The organism is Hydrogenophaga sp. (assembly GCF_014773545.1).
Taxonomy (GTDB): domain Bacteria; phylum Pseudomonadota; class Gammaproteobacteria; order Burkholderiales; family Burkholderiaceae_C; genus Hydrogenophaga.
The window spans coordinates 78,313-95,046 of sequence record NZ_SDDV01000009.1; the positions used below are offsets into that span (position 1 = coordinate 78,313).

Annotated in this window: 15 protein-coding genes, 1 tRNA gene and 1 pseudogene; 11 read left to right on the forward strand and 6 right to left on the reverse strand. The window is 64.5% G+C overall.

Translation table 11 applies throughout. The features are described from left to right. Positions 1–31: 31 nt before the first annotated feature. The gene (locus EST26_RS08050) at positions 32–2,377 is read right to left on the reverse strand and encodes a DNA translocase FtsK (RefSeq protein WP_291066882.1); all 2,346 of its coding nucleotides are present in this window, start codon (positions 2,375–2,377) and stop codon (positions 32–34) included. Positions 2,378–2,441: 64 nt separating this feature from the next. Next, the gene (locus EST26_RS08055; RefSeq protein WP_291066853.1) at positions 2,442–2,585 is read right to left on the reverse strand and encodes a hypothetical protein; all 144 of its coding nucleotides are present in this window, start codon (positions 2,583–2,585) and stop codon (positions 2,442–2,444) included. 179 nt (positions 2,586–2,764) lie between these two features. Between EST26_RS08055 and trxB the strand changes: the two genes are divergently transcribed. The 3 genes from trxB to rpmG all read left to right on the forward strand — a co-directional run bounded on the left by trxB (position 2,765) and on the right by rpmG (position 4,285). Continuing rightward, the gene (gene trxB / locus EST26_RS08060) at positions 2,765–3,706 is read left to right on the forward strand and encodes a thioredoxin-disulfide reductase (RefSeq protein ID WP_291066854.1); all 942 of its coding nucleotides are present in this window, start codon (positions 2,765–2,767) and stop codon (positions 3,704–3,706) included. Between the two features lie 162 nt (positions 3,707–3,868). Then, entirely contained in the window at positions 3,869–4,102 is a 234-nt protein-coding gene (gene rpmB / locus EST26_RS08065) for a 50S ribosomal protein L28 (protein WP_291066856.1), read from the forward strand. Between the two features lie 12 nt (positions 4,103–4,114). Further along, entirely contained in the window at positions 4,115–4,285 is a 171-nt protein-coding gene (rpmG, locus tag EST26_RS08070) for a 50S ribosomal protein L33 (RefSeq protein WP_291066858.1), read from the forward strand. A gap of 198 nt (positions 4,286–4,483) precedes the next feature. Here the strand turns inward: rpmG and EST26_RS08075 are convergent, their stop codons facing one another. Further along, positions 4,484–5,752, reverse strand: a complete 1,269-nt coding sequence (locus tag EST26_RS08075; protein WP_291066860.1) for an RsmB/NOP family class I SAM-dependent RNA methyltransferase — start codon at positions 5,750–5,752, stop codon at positions 4,484–4,486. 240 nt (positions 5,753–5,992) lie between these two features. Between EST26_RS08075 and EST26_RS08080 the strand changes: the two genes are divergently transcribed. Continuing rightward, positions 5,993–7,618, forward strand: a complete 1,626-nt coding sequence (locus EST26_RS08080; RefSeq protein ID WP_291066861.1) for a peptide chain release factor 3 — start codon at positions 5,993–5,995, stop codon at positions 7,616–7,618. A gap of 49 nt (positions 7,619–7,667) precedes the next feature. Here EST26_RS08080 and purN read toward each other — a convergent pair whose 3' ends face one another. Further along, complete coding sequence (purN, locus tag EST26_RS08085; RefSeq protein ID WP_291066863.1) at positions 7,668–8,264, reverse strand: phosphoribosylglycinamide formyltransferase; 597 nt, start codon at positions 8,262–8,264, stop codon at positions 7,668–7,670. A gap of 13 nt (positions 8,265–8,277) precedes the next feature. Between purN and EST26_RS08090 the strand changes: the two genes are divergently transcribed. Further along, complete coding sequence (locus EST26_RS08090) at positions 8,278–9,000, forward strand: YceH family protein (protein ID WP_291066865.1); 723 nt, start codon at positions 8,278–8,280, stop codon at positions 8,998–9,000. 5 nt (positions 9,001–9,005) lie between these two features. Here EST26_RS08090 and EST26_RS08095 read toward each other — a convergent pair whose 3' ends face one another. Continuing rightward, a complete protein-coding gene (locus EST26_RS08095; RefSeq protein ID WP_291066866.1) occupies positions 9,006–9,563 on the reverse strand; it encodes an HNH endonuclease in 558 nt (185 codons plus the stop codon). A gap of 150 nt (positions 9,564–9,713) precedes the next feature. Here EST26_RS08095 and EST26_RS08100 point away from each other — a divergent pair, with 150 nt between their 5' ends. From EST26_RS08100 to EST26_RS08125, 6 genes and pseudogenes are all read left to right on the forward strand, one after another. Next, positions 9,714–10,808 carry a bifunctional riboflavin kinase/FAD synthetase gene (locus tag EST26_RS08100; RefSeq protein ID WP_291066868.1) on the forward strand — a complete coding sequence of 365 codons (1,095 nt, stop codon included), beginning with the start codon at positions 9,714–9,716 and terminating at the stop codon, positions 10,806–10,808. Between the two features lie 238 nt (positions 10,809–11,046). Continuing rightward, complete coding sequence (ileS, locus tag EST26_RS08105) at positions 11,047–13,878, forward strand: isoleucine--tRNA ligase (RefSeq protein WP_291066884.1); 2,832 nt, start codon at positions 11,047–11,049, stop codon at positions 13,876–13,878. A gap of 18 nt (positions 13,879–13,896) precedes the next feature. Next, positions 13,897–14,409, forward strand: coding sequence for a signal peptidase II (gene lspA / locus EST26_RS08110; protein ID WP_291066869.1), 513 nt, complete (start codon positions 13,897–13,899; stop codon positions 14,407–14,409). Positions 14,410–14,466: 57 nt separating this feature from the next. Then, a complete protein-coding gene (locus EST26_RS08115; protein WP_291066871.1) occupies positions 14,467–15,255 on the forward strand; it encodes an enoyl-CoA hydratase in 789 nt (262 codons plus the stop codon). A 35-nt stretch (positions 15,256–15,290) separates the two neighbouring features. Further along, positions 15,291–15,367 (forward strand) — tRNA-Met (locus EST26_RS08120). A gap of 180 nt (positions 15,368–15,547) precedes the next feature. Next, positions 15,548–15,748: pseudogene (locus tag EST26_RS08125) on the forward strand (transposase); the annotation flags it as partial. A gap of 357 nt (positions 15,749–16,105) precedes the next feature. Here the strand turns inward: EST26_RS08125 and EST26_RS08130 are convergent. Further along, positions 16,106–16,734 (reverse strand): transposase (locus EST26_RS08130; RefSeq protein WP_291066873.1); only part of this gene is annotated, 629 nt, incomplete at its 5' end.

Consider the following 16,734-nt stretch of genomic DNA (forward strand, 5'->3'; position numbering starts at 1 on the left):
CCGTTGGCGCGCACAAGGTTGCATGCCGCCCTCATTCGCCGCGCGCCGGCAGCAAAATGTCGCGCTGACCGCTGGAGGTGAGTGCGCTGACCAGACCGGCTTTTTCCATCTCTTCGAGCAGGCGCGCGGCGCGGTTGTAGCCGATTTTGAGCTTGCGCTGCACGTAAGAGATGCTGGCCTTGCGGTCTTTCAGCACAATCTCGACCGCTTGGTCGTACAAAACGTCTTTTTCTCCGCCCTCAGCGCCTGCTTCGCCCAGCGGATCCAGCGCGTCGCCGTCGGTCGCCGGGCTCTCGAGCACGCCTTCGATGTAGTTGGGCTCGCCGCCCTGGGCTTTGAGGTAGGCCACCACGCGGTGCACCTCGTCGTCGCTGACAAAGGCGCCGTGCACCCGGACCGGAAAACCGGTGCCCGAGGGCAAGTAGAGCATGTCGCCCATGCCGAGCAGGCTTTCTGCGCCCATCTGATCCAAAATGGTGCGGCTGTCGATCTTGCTGCTGACCTGAAAACTCAGGCGGGTGGGAATATTGGCCTTGATGAGCCCGGTGATCACGTCCACGCTGGGGCGCTGCGTGGCCAAGATGAGGTGGATGCCGGCTGCGCGCGCCTTTTGCGCCAGGCGCGCGATCAGTTCTTCGATTTTCTTGCCCACCACCATCATCAGGTCGGCCAGCTCGTCGATCACCACCACGATGTGTGGCAGCCGCGCCAGCGGTTCGGGCTGCTCGGGCGTGAGGCTGAACGGGTTGCCTATGGTCTCGCCGCGCGCATGGGCTTCGTCGATCTTGACGTTGTAGCCGGCCAGGTTGCGCACGCCGAGCTTGCTCATGAGCTGGTAGCGCTTGTCCATCTCGGCCACGCACCAGTTCAGGCCGTTGGCGGCGTGCTTCATGTCGGTCACCACCGGCGCCAGCAGGTGCGGTATGCCTTCGTAAACGCTCAACTCCAGCATTTTGGGATCTATCAGCAGCAGCCGCACGTCTTTCGCGTCGGCTTTGTAGAGCAGCGACAAGATCATGGCGTTGATGCCCACCGACTTGCCCGAACCGGTGGTGCCGGCCACCAGGCAGTGCGGCATTTTGGCCAGATCGGCCACCACTGGCAGACCGGCAATGTCTTTGCCCAGCCCCATGGTCAGCAGACTCTTGGCGTCGTTGTAGACCTTCGAGCCCAGAATTTCACTCAGTTTGATGGTTTGGCGCTTGGCGTTGGGCAGCTCCAGCGCCATCAGGTTCTTACCCGGAATGGTCTCGATGACGCGGATCGACACCAGCGAGAGCGAACGCGCCAGATCGCGCCCCAGGCCAACGATCTGCGATCCCTTGACGCCGGTGGCCGGCTCGATCTCGTAGCGCGTAATCACCGGCCCCGGCGCAGCGGCCACCACCCGCACGTCAACGCCAAAGTCTTTCAGTTTTTTCTCGATCAGGCGGCTGGTCATCTCCAGCGTCTGGCTGTCCACGCCGGCTTGCTGCGCCGGTGCACCGTCGAGCAGATCGACCTGCGGCAGCTTGCTGTCGGGCAGTTCGGTGAACAGGGGTTTTTGCCGCTCTTTGGCGATGCGCTCGCTTTTTGGCGGCTCGACCGGTGTGGGTACGATCTGCACCGGCTTGAGCAGCGGCTCGACCGGCTCGCTGCGCTCGACCACCACTTCCTCGCGCTCGCGCACCGCTTGCGCGCCGATGCGCTGATCCTGCACTGCCTCGCGTTGCTCGCGCCGGGCCTGGAACCAGCGCTCCAATGTGCGGCCCAGCGCCTCGGCCCAGTGCGCCCAGGAAAAATGAAACACCCGCGGCAGGCAGACCAGCAGCAGCCCCAGCAAAATCACGACCGAACCCGTGTTGCCCAGCCAGCGAAGCGCCAGCGGCCCCAGCAGATAGCCCGGCACGCCACCCGAATGACCGGGCAGCAGCGGCTCAAACCGATACAGGCGACTCCATTCGAGCGCTGCGCTGGCCAGCAGCAGCCATGCCAGCGCCAGCCAGAAGGAGGCGCGCCCGGCGCAAAAGCGTTGCCAGCGGCCAGGCGCAGCCAACCCCTGTGGCGGCTGCTGCGGCTGGCCGCGCAGCCCGCGAGCCAGCGTCGCCAGCCACAGCCGCAGGCCGACGAAGAAAATCCACCAGACCGAAAAACCGAACAGAAAATAGCTTGCATCGGCCAACACGGCGCCGATTTGGCCGCCCCAGTTGCCAACGACAGGCTGGGTGCCGCTGGTGCTCCAGGCCGGATCGGCCAGCGAATGGCTCAGCATGGCCAGCAGCCAAAACAGCAGCGCCACCGCGCCCAACAGCAGCCCGATTTCTCGTGTGAAGCGCGCTGCGCCCTGCGCTTGGGGCGACAGGCGGTCGGCATTGAGCGTATTGAGTGAATAAGTCATGACGATGTGTACGTGCAGCAGCACGTTTGTATGTCTCGACCAACAAGAGCTCGGCTGGCCAAGTTCAGCTCAGGGTATTGATGCGTTCCTTGATGACGATGCTGCCGTCCTGTGCCAAGTCAGCGGCCAGCACCTCGGCCTGAGCCTGGGTCAAGGCCGCAAACAAGGGCACGCGGCGAATCCAATCGAGGCTGGGCAACAGAGTCACGGGTCAATTCCTTTGCTTGGCCGGCGCGCGCACAGCCACCGTTCGTATACCCCATGGACTATAATGGCTGGACCGCCAACCGTTGGCAATGTTCCAATCGGCCTTGCGGCGCTGCGTCTCGAACCCGCTGATTTCGTCCGTTGAACCACACAGCCCAGAGTTTGCTGGGATTTTGCACCATGAAGCACGCCAAAGTTCTGATTTTGGGCTCCGGCCCCGCCGGCTACACCGCTGCCGTGTACGCCGCACGCGCCAACCTCAACCCGGTGCTGATTACAGGCATCGCCCAGGGCGGCCAACTCATGACCACCACCGAGGTGGACAACTGGCCGGCCGACGCGCATGGCGTGCAGGGGCCAGACCTGATGCAGCGCTTTCTGGCGCACGCCGAACGTTTCAAGACCGAGATCGTGTTCGACCACATCAACGCGGTCGATTTTTCCCAACGCCCTTTTGTTCTCAAGGGCGACAGTGACGAATACAGCTGCGACGCGCTCATCATCGCCACCGGCGCCTCGGCCAAATACCTGGGCCTGCCGTCTGAACAAGCCTTCATGGGCAAAGGCGTTTCCGGCTGCGCCACCTGCGACGGTTTTTTCTACCGCGGGCAAGACGTAGGCGTGGTCGGCGGCGGCAATACCGCGGTGGAAGAGGCACTCTACCTCTCCAACATCGCCCGCAAAGTCACGCTGATTCACCGGCGCGACAGCTTCAAGGCCGAGCCGATCATGGTTGACAAGCTGATGGAGCGCGTCGCCAGCGGCAAGATCGAGCTCAAACTGCACTGCACGCTGGAGGAGGTGCTGGGCGACGCCAGCGGCGTGAGCGGCGTGCGCTTGAAAAACGGTCAAACCGGCGCAACCGAAGACGTGGCGGTTCAGGGTTGTTTCATCGCCATCGGCCACAGTCCGAACACCGACATCTTCAAGGGCCAACTGGAGATGAAAGACGGCTACTTGCTGACCCAATCGGGCCGCCAAGGCATGGCCACCATGACCAGCGTGCCCGGCATTTTTGCCGCCGGCGACGTGCAAGACCATGTCTACCGCCAAGCCATCACCAGCGCCGGCACCGGCTGCATGGCGGCGCTGGACGCGCAGCGATTTCTGGAAAACGCCTAACACCGACCGAGACACTTCTGGTTGGCTATAATCGCGGGCTTTGTTGCCAGGTTTCACTTGAGACCTGGTCTGCAAATCTCGGGTTACCGCCACCCTTTTTTCTGGCGAGGTGAGGCCCCCACCGCTCAGGTGGCGGCTGTTTGATGAGATCGGAGTGTCCACATGGCACGCGTCTGCGAAGTCACGGGAAAAAAGCCCATGGTCGGGAACAACGTTTCCCACGCCAACAACAAAACCAAGCGCCGGTTCCTGCCGAACCTGCAATACCGCCGTTTCTGGGTCGAGAGCGAAAACCGCTGGATACGCCTGCGCGTCTCGGGCGCTGCCCTGCGCCTGATCGACAAAAACGGCATCGACGCCGTGCTCGCAGACCTGCGCGCACGCGGCCAAGCTTAAGGAGCACGCACCATGGCAAGCAAAGGCGGACGCGAAAAAATCAAGCTGGAATCCACCGCGGGTACCGGTCATTTTTACACCACGACCAAGAACAAAAAAACCACGCCAGAGAAGATGCTGATCAAAAAGTTTGATCCGAAGGCGCGCAAACACGTGGACTACAAGGAAATCAAGCTGAAGTGATTCAGCCGGATTCCTCCAGCCAAAAAGCCGCCGTGAAAACGGCGGCTTTTTTGTTGGCGCAAACACAGCCGCTTCTGCAGCGAACGGACATGGCGCCCGGCCGCCCCGGAGCATGAAACGGCCATGTGCCAGGTCCGCATCCCTCACCCCTGCCCTCATCCGCCAGCGGGAGATGAGCGGTCAAAGCCGGATTTAGGTTCAACTCCGCTTGTGCCAGACGGCAGCAAAAAAACCGTCTGTGGCGTGCTGGTGCGGCCACAGACGCAGCCACTGGCCTTGTGGGCCGCTGCACAGCGTATCGGCCTGCAACACGGATGCAGCCGCCAGCAGCTCAGACACCGACAGCGCTTCAAAATCCGGCTGCGCAGCACCAAAGGCCAGCACCTGCTGTTCGTTCTCTTCTCTCAGCAGGCTGCAGGTGGCGTACACCAGCCGCCCACCGGGTTTGAGCAGGCGCGCCGCGCTGTGCAAAATGGCCGCCTGCACCTGCACCTGCGTGGCCACGGTTGATGGGGTTTGGCGCCACTTCAGGTCGGGGTTGCGGCGCAGCGTGCCCAGCCCCGAACAGGGTGCGTCGACCAGCACGCGGTCGATTTTTCCGGCCAGCCGTTTGATGCGCTCGTCGCGCTCGTGGGCAATCGCCACCGGGTGTACGTTGGACAGACCGCTGCGCGCCAGCCGGGGCTTGAGCGCGTCGAGCCGGTGCGCCGAGGTGTCAAAGGCGTACAGGCGGCCGCTGTTGCGCATGGCCGCGCCAATGGCCAGCGTCTTGCCACCGGCGCCGGCACAGAAATCGACCACCATTTCGCCGCGCTTGGCGTCCAGCAGCAGTGCCAGCAGTTGCGAGCCTTCGTCCTGTACTTCCACCTCGCCCTGCACAAAGGCGGGCAGTTTGTGCAGCGCCGGTTTGCCCTGCAGCCGAATGCCCAGCGGCGAGTAGGGCGTGGGCTCGCAAGTCAGTCCGGCCTGGCGCAGTTCGGCCAGCACAGCGTCGCGCTTTTTCTTCAGCGAGTTGACGCGCAAATCAAGCGGCGCGGGCAGCAACAGGCTGGCTGCGAGGGCGTCGAAGGCGTCGCCCACCTGCTCGCGCAACGCCGCCTCCAGCCACTGCGGCAGGTTATGCCGGTGCGGGGCCAGCACATCGGCGTCGCTGACGGCGTCGCAGTGGGCCAGCCAGATTTTTTCGGTGTCGCAGAGTGCGCTCAAGAGAAATTCACGCGGACCCGCAAACGCCAGTATGGCCAGCCGGCGCCATTTGGAGCCGCTGCCCGAGCGCGCCAGCCATTCCAGCCGCAGCCGCTGGCGCAGCACGGCAAACACCGTGTCGGACAGCGTGGCGCGCTCACGCGGGCCCAGCGAGCGCTTGGCGCGAAAATGCCGCGCCAACACGGCGTCGGCGGGGTGGTCAAATTTGAAAACCTGTTCGATCAGGTGGGAACATTCGTCCAGCAAGGCTTTGGGGTGCATGGCCGTATTGTCACGCCCCTGCATCTGTGCGCCTGCGGCGGCGATGCCTTTATGCCTTTGGCCCAGACCAAGCGCTTGCACAGCATGTGCGCGCCGGGAAGTGCCCGGGGCTCCCTCGCAAGATAAAATGGCGCGGCGCCCGACCAAGTCTGGCGCCAGGGTCAAAGGCCGATATGCACATCGCTGTGGGCACCATGAGAAATGCGTACCGAGCTGTGTACATAACGGGATTACTGATTGATGTCGAACGATAAAATCGTCAATGAGGTCAAAAGGCGGCGCACGTTTGCCATCATTTCCCACCCCGACGCCGGTAAAACCACCCTGACCGAGAAGCTGCTGCTGTTCTCGGGCGCCATCAACATCGCCGGTTCGGTGAAGGCGCGCAAGGCGGCGCGCCACGCCACGTCGGACTGGATGGAGATCGAGAAGCAGCGCGGCATTTCCGTCGCCAGCTCGGTGATGCAGATGGAGTACCGCGACTGCGTGATCAACTTGCTCGACACACCCGGCCACCAGGACTTCAGCGAAGACACCTACCGCGTGCTCACCGCCGTGGACGCCGCGCTGATGGTGATCGACGCCGGCAACGGTGTGGAGCCGCAGACGCGGCGCCTGCTGCAGGTCTGCCGCGCGCGCAACACGCCCATCCTGACCTTCGTCAACAAGATGGACCGCGAGGTGCAGGCCCCGCTGGACCTGATGGACGAGATCGAGCGCGAGCTCGGCATGACGGTGGTGCCGTTCACCTGGCCGGTGGGCATGGGCAAGACCTTTCGCGGCGTCTACGACCGCCGCACCGACCAGATGCGCGTGTTTGCCGCCGGTGAAGACCGCCGCGGTGGCGACGAAGCCGTGCTGGCCGGACTGGACAACCCCGAGAGCCTGCAGCGCTTTGGCGCCGAGTTCGAGCAGGCCAAAGGCGAGCTGGAGCTGGTTGAAGGCGCATCACCCGCGTTCGACGAAGCGCTGTTCCTGGCCGGCAAACAGACCCCCATGCTGTTCGGCTCGGCGGTCAACAACTTTGGCGTGCGCGAGGTGCTGGACGCGCTGGTGGACCTGGCACCACCGCCGGGCGACCGGCCAGCCATCCAGCGCGTGGTGCACCCGCAAGAGACCAAGTTCACCGGCGTGGTGTTCAAGATCCAGGCCAATATGGACCCGGCGCACCGCGACCGCATTGCCTTCGTGCGCGTGGCCAGCGGCCACTTCGAGCGCGGCATGAAGCTGCGTGTGGTACGCAGCGGCAAAGACCTGCGGCCCAACACGGTGGTGAGCTTTCTGTCGCAGCGGCGCGAGCTGCTCGATGAGGCTTTTGCCGGCGACATCATCGGCATTCCGAACCACGGCGTGTTGCAACTGGGCGACACACTGACCGAAGGCGAGAGCCTGCAGTTCACCGGCTTGCCCTTCTTCGCGCCGGAAATCATCCGCAGCGTGGAGGTGGCCGATCCGCTGCGCAGCAAGCAATTGCGCGCCGGTTTGACGCAATTGGGAGAAGAAGGCGCGATTCAGGTCTTTCGTCCGGTGGCGGGCTCGGTGCTGCTGCTGGGCGCTGTCGGCCAGTTGCAGTTCGAGGTGGTGGCGCACCGGCTGGAGCACGAATACGGTGTCAAGGCGCGCATCGTGAACAGCCCCTACCAGGTGGCGCGCTGGGTCACGTGCGCACCCGAAGACGGCGGCGAAGCGGAGCTCAAACGCTTCATTGACGCCAACAGCCACCGGGTGGCGCTGGACGCGGTGGACGCGCCGACGCTGCTGGTAGACCACGCCGCCACGCTGCGCGCGGTGCAAGCCAACTGGCCCAGGATCACGTTCCATGCGCTGCGCGAACACGCCGGACTGGTGTTTCACCAGGGCTTGTAAGGCAAGCGCCCAGGCCCAATACCGTTCAGTCTGTACGAAGCCACGGCTCTCAGTCCATCCGGGCCAGCAAACCTTCGACCACGCGCGGGTACATCAGGTGTTCCTGCGTCAGCACGCGCGCGGCCAGTGCGTCTGGCGTGTCGTCGGGCAGCACCGGCACGACCGCCTGATCCAGCAATTCGCCCTGATCCACTTCAGCCGTGACGCGGTGCACGCTGGCACCGGCGAACTTGCAGCCCATGTCGATGGCGCGCCGGTGCGTGTGCAGGCCGGGAAAAGCGGGCAGCAAGCTGGGATGGATATTGAGCAAGCGGCCGTCGTAATGAGCGACCAGGCCGGGCGTGAGGATGCGCATAAAACCGGCCAGCAGCACCAGCACCGGGGCGTGGCGATCGATCTCGCTCATCAAGGCAGCGTCAAACGCCGCGCGCGTGGCAAAGTTCTTGTGTTCGAGCACAGCAGTGTCTATGCCCTGCCGACGCGCCAGCAACAGGCCCGCCGCTTCGGCCCGGTTGCTGATGACGCACGCCACGCGCGCGCCGAAGCGTTCGCTCCAACGGCCTTGCTGCGCGGCTTTCACAAGAGCAGCCATGTTCGAGCCGCCGCCAGAGATGAGAATAACGATGTTTTTGTTCACGCCGGACATGCAGAGAAGTGTAATGACCCCAGACCACAGCCCCGCCACCCACCCGCACGATTTCCAGCAGCGCCCGCTCTCGTTTGCCGAGGCCCGCGTGCTCGCCACTTTGATGGAAAAGGCCCGCACCGTGCCCGACAGCTACCCGCTCACGCTGAACGCGCTGGTGGCCGGCTGCAACCAGAAATCCAGCCGCGAACCGGTGCTGCAGCTCAGCGACGAGCAGGTGCTGCAAGCACTGGAGGGTTTGCGTGCGCTGCACCTGGTTCTCGAGTCCAGCGGTGCTCGCGTCACACGCTACACGCACAATTTTGTGCGCACGGTCGGCGTGCCGACCCAATCGGCCGCGCTGCTGGGGCTGCTGATGCTGCGCGGCCCGCAGACCGCGGCTGAGCTGCGCCTAAACAGCGAGCGCTGGCACAAGTTTCTGGACATTGCCTCGGTCGACGCTTTTCTGGAAGAACTGCAAGACCGCCCGGCCGACAAGGGCGGCGCCTTGACGCTCAAACTGCCGCGTGCGCCCGGTGCGCGCGAGCAGCGCTGGGCGCATTTGCTGTGCGGGCCGCTCGACGCCGCCCTGCTGAGCGACCGAGCCGACAGCGCGTGCGCAGCCGGTGCGAGCGAAGACGAGCCGACGGCGCTCACGCGCCGCGTCGCCGAGCTGGAAAGCAAGGTCGCGCGGCTGCAGGATCAGTTGCAACACCTGCACGAGCAGCTTGGCCTGTCGCCGCCCGGACAGGGCTGAACAGCTCAGGCGTGCAGCCGCGACGACCGGGGCAGGTGCGCCACCAAAAACTCCATCTGGTCGGCCAGGATGCGGCGGTTGCGCAAAATGAAGTCTTCCCACAGGCTGGGCACGTAGGGCGCATACATCAGCGGCATGTGGGCCTGCTCGGGCGTGCGGTTGCCTTTGCGGTGGTTGCACGAGCGGCAGGCGGTGACCACGTTCATCCACAGATCGCGCCCGTTTTGCGCCAGCGGCACAATGTGCTCGCGGGTCAGTGCTTCTTCGTGAAAGCGCTGCCCGCAGTAGCCGCACAGGCAGCGATCGCGCGCAAACAGCTTGCTGTTGGTGAGCGTGGGCCGCAATTCGAACGGGTTGATGCGCGGCACGCCCTGGGTGCCGATGATGGAGTTGACGGTGATGACGGATTGGCGCCCGGTGATCGCGTTGTGCCCCCCGTGGAACACCGCCACCTCGGCCCCTATCTCCCAGCGCACCTCCTGCGCTGCGTAATGCAGCACCGCTTCTTCCAGGCTGATCCACGACTGTGGCAGCCCCTGGGCGGAGAGCTTCAAGACCTTCAAGACCAACCTCCATGCGCAAGCACAACCGGAACATTCGTCTGCAGCGCCAGCCACCCGAGTTCGGGCCAACGTGTTGTGTGTCAATATACCGCGCTTCTGTGACGAATACCGCCGACCCGAGCCAGCCTGCGCGACCTGGCCTTGATACCCATGCAAATCATTCGCGGCCTGTGGAATCTGCACCACGCGCTACAACAGCAAGCAGCGGCCGGCTGCGCTCTGACCATCGGCAACTTCGACGGCGTACACCGTGGCCACCAGGCCATGCTGGCGCTGTTGATCGAGCAGGCGCGCCGGCTGGGCGTGCCGAGTTGCGTGCTGAGCTTCGAGCCGCACCCGCGCGACTACTTTGCCGCCCACTACCGGCAACCCGAACTGGCGCCAGCGCGCATCGCCACGCTGCGCGATAAGCTAGACCAACTGGCGCGCGCCGGCGTCGATCGCTGTGTCATTCTGCCCTTCAACGCCCGCTTGGCGGCGCAGTCGCCGCAGTCCTTCATAGACGACACGCTGGTGCGCGCGCTGGGCGTGCGGTATTTGCTGGTGGGCGATGATTTTCGCTTCGGCCGGCGGCGCGCGGGCGACTACGCGCTGCTGCAAGCCGCCAGCCAAAGCCAGGGCTTTGCGCTGGCGCGCATGCCGAGCTACGAAATTGAGCAGGCCAATGGCCCCGGCCTGCGCGTCTCCAGCACCGCCGTGCGCGAGGCCCTGAGCGCTGGCCGCATGGAAGAAGTGGCGACCCTGCTGGGCCGGCCCTACAGCATCAGCGGCCACGTGCTGCACGGGCGCAAGCTCGGGCGCGAACTCGGTGCCAGCGCGCCCGGCCTGGGCAACGGTTTTCGCACCCTCAACCTGCGTTTTGCGCACTGGAAACCCGCTGCCAGCGGCATTTTTGCCGTACACGTGCACGGGCTTGGGCCAAGCGCCGACGCCGCAGCGCTGCGCGGCGTGGCCAACCTGGGCGTGCGCCCTTCGCTCGACCCAGATGATGTCAACGGCGGGCGCGTGCTGCTGGAAACCCATTGCCTGGACTGGCCCGCCGCACTGGCCGCCGCGCTGCCCGGCGCAGAGGCCTACGGTAAAATCATTCGCGTGGAGCTGCTGCACAAACTGCACGACGAACTGAAGTACGACAGCCTGGACGCCTTGACGCGGGGCATTGCCCAAGACTGTGACACCGCGCGTGCTTTCTTTGCGTCGCTGCAGGCCCAGACGCAACGTCAGACCACCCGCGACCGCATTTAACCGAGACCTTCTGACCTCACCGGGGTCGTCACCCTTCAACAAGCTCAGGGCGAACGGATTTCCCTCCCTCGCACCCTCACCCCGTTCGGGCTGAAATCCGCGCATCCTGAGCCTGTCGAAGGATCGAAGCCGCCACCGCGCCACCTCCATGTCCGACCACAAACCCTCCGCAGCCCTTGCTGCCAAGCCCGCCGCGAAAAACGACAGCTCGGGCGGCGCTTACCGCGCCACGCTGAACATGCCCGAGACGCCGTTTCCGATGCGCGGCGAGCTGCCCAAACGCGAACCGGCCTGGGTGGCCGACTGGAACGGCAACGGACTCTACCAGCGCCTGCGCACGGCCCGCCAGGGCGCGCCGCTGTTCGTGCTGCACGACGGCCCGCCCTACGCCAACGGCAAACTGCACATCGGCCACGCGCTCAACAAGGTGCTCAAGGACATGATTGTCAAAAGCCGCCAACTGGCCGGCTTTGACGCCCAGTACATCCCCGGCTGGGACTGTCATGGCCTGCCGATCGAGAACGCGATTGAAAAGCTGCACGGCCGCAAACTCGGCCGTGACGAGATGCAGGCCAGGAGCCGCGCCTACGCCAGCGAACAGATCGAGCAGCAGCGCCAAGACTTCCAACGCCTGGGCGTGCTGGGCGACTGGGAGCGCCCCTACCGCACCATGGACCCGTCCAACGAGGCCAGCCAGATCCGCGCCTTCAAGCGCGTGATCGAACGCGGCTTCGTCTACCGCGGCTTGAAGCCGGTCTACTGGTGCTTCGACTGCGCTTCGTCGCTGGCCGAGTTCGAGATCGAATACGCCGACAAGCAAAGCGATACGCTGGACGTGGCGTTTGAAGCCGACGACCCGGCCCGACTGGCCGCCGCTTTCGGCCTGGGCCAGTTGCCAGCGGGCAAGCGCGCATTTGTCGTCATCTGGACCACCACCGCCTGGACCATTCCGGCCAACCAAGCGCTCAACGCCCACCCGGCACTGGGCTACGCGCTGGTGGACACGCCGATCGGCTGCCTGGTGCTGGCCGAGACCCTGGTCGCCACCTGCCTGGAGCGCTTTGGCCTGAGCGGCAACGTGCTGGCCAGCGCCTGCGGCAATCAACTCGGCGGCCTGAATTTCCGCCACCCGCTGCACGACGTGCACCCGGGCTACCAGCGCCGCTCACCGCTCTACCTGGCCGACTACGTGAGCGACGCCGACGGCACGGGCATCGTGCACGCGGCGCCCGCCTACGGCGTGGACGACTTCAACACCTGCGTGGCCCACGGCATGGCCTACGCCGACATACTGAACCCGGTACAGGGCAACGGCTGCTATGCGGCCGATTTTGCGCTGTTTGGTGGCCTGCACATCTGGGCGGCGGTGCCGGTCATTTTGCAAGCGCTGCGCGACGCCGGCCGCCTGCTGGCAACAGCCAAGATCACGCACAGCTACCCGCACTGTTGGCGCCACAAAACGCCGGTGATCTACCGTGCCGCCGCGCAGTGGTTCATTCGCATGGACCAGGGCGAGGGCGTGTTCAGCACCGACAAGGCCGCCAAAACCCTGCGTGAGCTGGCGCTGAACGCGATCGACCACACGCAGTTCTACCCGGAAAACGGCAAGTCCAGGTTGCGCGACATGATCGCCAACCGGCCCGACTGGTGCATCAGCCGTCAGCGCAGTTGGGGCGTGCCGCTGCCGTTCTTTTTGCACCAAGACTCGGGCGAACTGCACCCGCGCACGATGGAGATACTCGATCAGGCGGCCCGCATCGTCGAGCAAGGCGGCATCGAGGCCTGGAGCCGCGTCACAACCCAGGACATGCTCGGCGCGGCCGACGCCGCACACTACAGCAAGAGCAGCGACATTCTGGAGGTTTGGTTCGACTCCGGATCGACCTTCTGGCACGTACTCAACCGCCAGCATGGCAGCCACGCCCAAGCCTACCCGAACGGCGCCTGCCACGCGCAAGGCCCCGAGGCCGACCTCTACCTGGAAGGCCACGACCAGCACCGCGGCTGGTTTCACAGCTCGCTGCTGCTGGGCTGCGCGCTGTTTGACCGCGCGCCCTACAAGGGCCTGCTGACGCACGGTTTTGCCACCGACGGCCAGGGCCGCAAAATGAGCAAGAGCCTGGGCAACACAGTTGAGCCGCAAAGCTTGAATGACAAGCTCGGCGCCGAGATTGTGCGCCTGTGGGTGGCTTCGACCGACTACTCGGGCGACCTCAACATCGACGACAAAATTCTGGCTCGCGTGGTCGACGCCTACCGCCGCATCCGCAACACGCTGCGCTTTTTGCTCGCCAACGTGTCCGACTTCGAGCCCGCGCACGACAGCGTGCCGCCCGAGAAGTTGCTGGAGATAGACCGCTACGCGCTGGCGCGCGCCAGCGCACTGCAAGCCGAAATTTTGCAGCACTTTGAGGTCTACGAATTCCACCCGGTGGTGGCCAAGCTGCAACTCTATTGCTCGGAAGACCTGGGCGGCTTTTACCTCGACATACTGAAAGACCGGCTCTACACCAGCGCGGCCAACAGCCCGGCACGCCGCAGCGCCCAGACCGCGCTGCACCAGATCACCCAGGCCATGCTGCGCTGGATGGCGCCGTTCCTGAGTTTTACCGCCGAAGAAGCCTGGCCGCTGCTGGCGGGGGCGAACAATCGCGGCTCGATCTTCTTCGAGACCTATGTGCCGCTGCCCACACCGCACGCCGCACTGCTGGCCAAGTGGGCGCGCCTGCGTGCCCTGCGCGATCTGGCCAACAAGGAAATCGAGACCGTTCGCGCCAGCGGCCAGCTCGGCTCTTCGCTCCAGGCCGAAGTGGTGTTTGAGGCCGGCGGCGACGACGCGGCGCTGTTGCGCTCGCTCGGCGACGAGCTCAAGTTCGTCACCATCACCTCGGCCGCCCGCGTGCAAGACGGCCCCGAGCTGCGCGTTCTGGTGCAGCCCCGTGCGGCGCAAAAGTGCGAGCGCTGCTGGCACTACCGCGACGACCTTGGCCACGACCCGGCGCACCCCTTGCTGTGCGGGCGCTGCACCAGCAACCTGTTTGGCGCCGGCGAGAGCCGCCGCTTCGCCTGAATCCCGAACGAAACCCAAATGGCAAAAACCCGCACCTCCCCCACCTGCTGGCCCTGGCTCGGTCTGGCGCTGGCCATCATCTTGCTCGACCAGTTCACCAAAACCCTGATTGTGGGCTTTTATGAACTGGGCGACAGCACGCCCGTGACCGGCTTTTTCAACATCGTGCGCGCGCACAACTATGGCGCGGCGTTCTCGCTGCTGGCCGATGCGGGCGGCTGGCAGCGCTGGTTTTTCACCGCCATCGGCGTCGGCGCGGCGGTTTTCATCGTCTGGATGCTGCGTTCGCACCCCGGACAAAAGCTGTTTTCCTTCGCCCTGGCCTGCATTTTGGGCGGCGCCATCGGCAATGTGCTCGACCGCCTGATCTACGGCCACGTGGTCGATTTTCTGGACTTTCACTTTCGTTTTCTGGCCGGCATCTTCCACGGCGGGCATTTCCCGTCGTTCAACGTTGCCGACGTCGGCATCACCATCGGCGCGTTCACGCTGATCCTGGACGAAATCCTGCGCGTGCGCCGCTCGCGCTAAGGCCTGGCACGATCCGGGCCGTCTCATGGACAATCGAGGTTTAACCCAGGAGTTCCCATGACCGAGACCACAGCCCCTGAACTGATCAACGTGCGCACCGAAGGGCGCGTTGGCATCGTCACACTGAACCGGCCCAAACAGCTCAACGCCTTGAACGACCAGCTCATGAACGAGCTGGGTGCGGCGCTCAAAGCCTTCGACGCCGACGACACCATCGGCTGCATGATCGTCACCGGCAGCGAAAAAGCCTTTGCCGCCGGCGCCGACATTGGCGCCATGGCGAGCTACAGTTTTTCCGACGTCTACAAGGGCGACTACATCACCCGCAACTGGGAAGCCTTACGCAGCATCCGCAAGCCCGTCATCGCCGCCGTCAGCGGTTTTGCTCTGGGCGGCGGCTGCGAACTGGCGATGATGTGCGACTTCATCATCGCCGCCGACAACGCCAAGTTTGGCCAGCCCGAGATCAAACTCGGCATCATTCCCGGCGCTGGCGGCACGCAGCGCCTGCCGCGCGCGGTCGGCAAGGCCAAGGCGATGGATCTGGTGCTGACCGCTCGCCTGATGGACGCCGCCGAGGCCGAGCGCGCCGGTCTGGTCAGCCGCGTGGTACCGCTGGCTTCCTTGATGACCGAGGCGCTGGGTGCGGCGCTGACAATCTGCGAATACTCGCTGCCCAGCGTGATGGCGGCCAAAGAATCGGTCAACCGTGCTTTTGAGGGCAACCTGTCGGACGGCGTCATGTTCGAGCGCCGCCTGTTCCACGCCCTGTTTGCCACCGCAGACCAGAAAGAAGGCATGGACGCCTTTGTCAACAAGCGCAAGGCCAACTTCAAGCACGCCTGATCGGGCCGAAGTTTGGCTATAATGATGCCTTCGTTGGTGATATAGCTCAGTTGGTTAGAGCGCAGCATTCATAATGCTGATGTCGGTGGTTCAAGTCCACCTATCACCACCAGTTTTAAGCAGTCAGCCCCGCGCTGGCTTTTTTTATCTGCCGCAGAGGCTTTTGTTGCGCATATCGCCCGTGCGCTCGTCGGCGCAACCTCCGTAAGCTGCCGGCATGAGCGACAGAGTCAGGCCAGAACCCGCCAAGCACAAGGCGACCCACTGAGAGGCGCTACAACCAAGCCCTGCAATCACGAGGCGCTCTCATCGTCTGGCGCAGCGCAAGCAGCACGGTGCCGAGTACCGGCGCCAGTGGCGCGAGTTGCACCTGGGCATTGACGCGCAGACGCTGGATATCCGGGCCATCGAGGTCACTCCCAACTCGGTGGGCGATGCGCCGGTGCTGCCTGCTCTATTCGGGCAGATCGACCTGGAAGCGCTGGCTGTGGTGGACCAGATCGCGTCCCTCGGCAACGATTGCGGGCCCAAAAAGTCCGCGTTAGACGCCCTCGTCGGCACCGATCAGGCGGCAAGAGCCGGGCTGAAACGGCAAGAGGCCATTGCCGCCATGGCTGATTTGGCAGAGCGCTAGTGTGGTGTTGCGCGCTTGATGGAACATAAAACCGCGTCTTTTCGCCCCTGATGTCGTTGCAAATCCGCGCCATAGCGGAACTATGGCTGCGTGTTTTCACGTTGCAAGCGCACCTCTTCGAGCACCGCTTTCTTCGCGGGCTCCAGCAGGCAGCCCAGGCGGCGCAGGACGAACATCTGCAGTAACCATTCAGCCCCCCACAGGGGAACACAGCCGTCAGGCGCAGGCCTGACGAGCCAAGACATGGTCGGGCACCAGTGACGGGGCGGTCTTGCCGGCCAGCCAGCTGTCGATGGCCGCCTGCAGGAAGCCAAAGGTCTGTCTTCCCTGCAGTGCACAGGTCTGCACCGTCGAGAAAATCCGCTCCAGGAATCTCAGCCCCCGTCCCGAGCGGGTGAAGAACGAGAGCTTGCGCTTGATCACGAAGCCACGCAACACCCGCTCGGCGCAATGCGCGCCCCAGTCGCAGACCTGCGTCCACGCCCACATCATGTGGTTGTGGTTCTTGTGGCTGGTCTCCTCGGCATGGCGTACCGGCTCCTGACTCAGGTGCATCTGCAACTGCTGCACCGGCTCGGCCAGCGCCTGCGCGACGTGGCCGTGCGCCATCGAGATCGTGCCGATGCTGAACTTCAGTCCCATGACCTGCTCCAGCAGGCGCTGGATCTTGCCTTGCGTGAGGTGAAACTGGCCCGACAGCGTGCCCACCCGTGCCAGGGCGCGCGTACCGAGTTGGCCGTTGGGCACACCCGTGGGCAACGCCGCGTGATGTTTGTGGCCGCAACCACTACAGACACCGCGCAGGCGCAAATACTGCGTCAGCACCGGTGTGATCGGCGGTAGAT

What these genes read in the sequence shown, in the direction of transcription:
- EST26_RS08050 (WP_291066882.1), bottom strand. Translation starts at nt 2,377, where the DNA reads ATGACTTATTCACTCAATACGCTCAATGCCGACCGCCTGTCGCCCCAA.
- trxB (WP_291066854.1), top strand. Translation starts at nt 2,765, where the DNA reads ATGAAGCACGCCAAAGTTCTGATTTTGGGCTCCGGCCCCGCCGGCTAC.
- rpmB (WP_291066856.1), top strand. Translation starts at nt 3,869, where the DNA reads ATGGCACGCGTCTGCGAAGTCACGGGAAAAAAGCCCATGGTCGGGAAC.
- rpmG (WP_291066858.1), top strand. Translation starts at nt 4,115, where the DNA reads ATGGCAAGCAAAGGCGGACGCGAAAAAATCAAGCTGGAATCCACCGCG.
- EST26_RS08075 (WP_291066860.1), bottom strand. Translation starts at nt 5,752, where the DNA reads ATGCACCCCAAAGCCTTGCTGGACGAATGTTCCCACCTGATCGAACAG.
- EST26_RS08080 (WP_291066861.1), top strand. Translation starts at nt 5,993, where the DNA reads ATGTCGAACGATAAAATCGTCAATGAGGTCAAAAGGCGGCGCACGTTT.
- purN (WP_291066863.1), bottom strand. Translation starts at nt 8,264, where the DNA reads ATGTCCGGCGTGAACAAAAACATCGTTATTCTCATCTCTGGCGGCGGC.
- EST26_RS08090 (WP_291066865.1), top strand. Translation starts at nt 8,278, where the DNA reads ATGACCCCAGACCACAGCCCCGCCACCCACCCGCACGATTTCCAGCAG.
- EST26_RS08100 (WP_291066868.1), top strand. Translation starts at nt 9,714, where the DNA reads ATGCAAATCATTCGCGGCCTGTGGAATCTGCACCACGCGCTACAACAG.
- ileS (WP_291066884.1), top strand. Translation starts at nt 11,047, where the DNA reads ATGCCCGAGACGCCGTTTCCGATGCGCGGCGAGCTGCCCAAACGCGAA.
- lspA (WP_291066869.1), top strand. Translation starts at nt 13,897, where the DNA reads ATGGCAAAAACCCGCACCTCCCCCACCTGCTGGCCCTGGCTCGGTCTG.
- EST26_RS08115 (WP_291066871.1), top strand. Translation starts at nt 14,467, where the DNA reads ATGACCGAGACCACAGCCCCTGAACTGATCAACGTGCGCACCGAAGGG.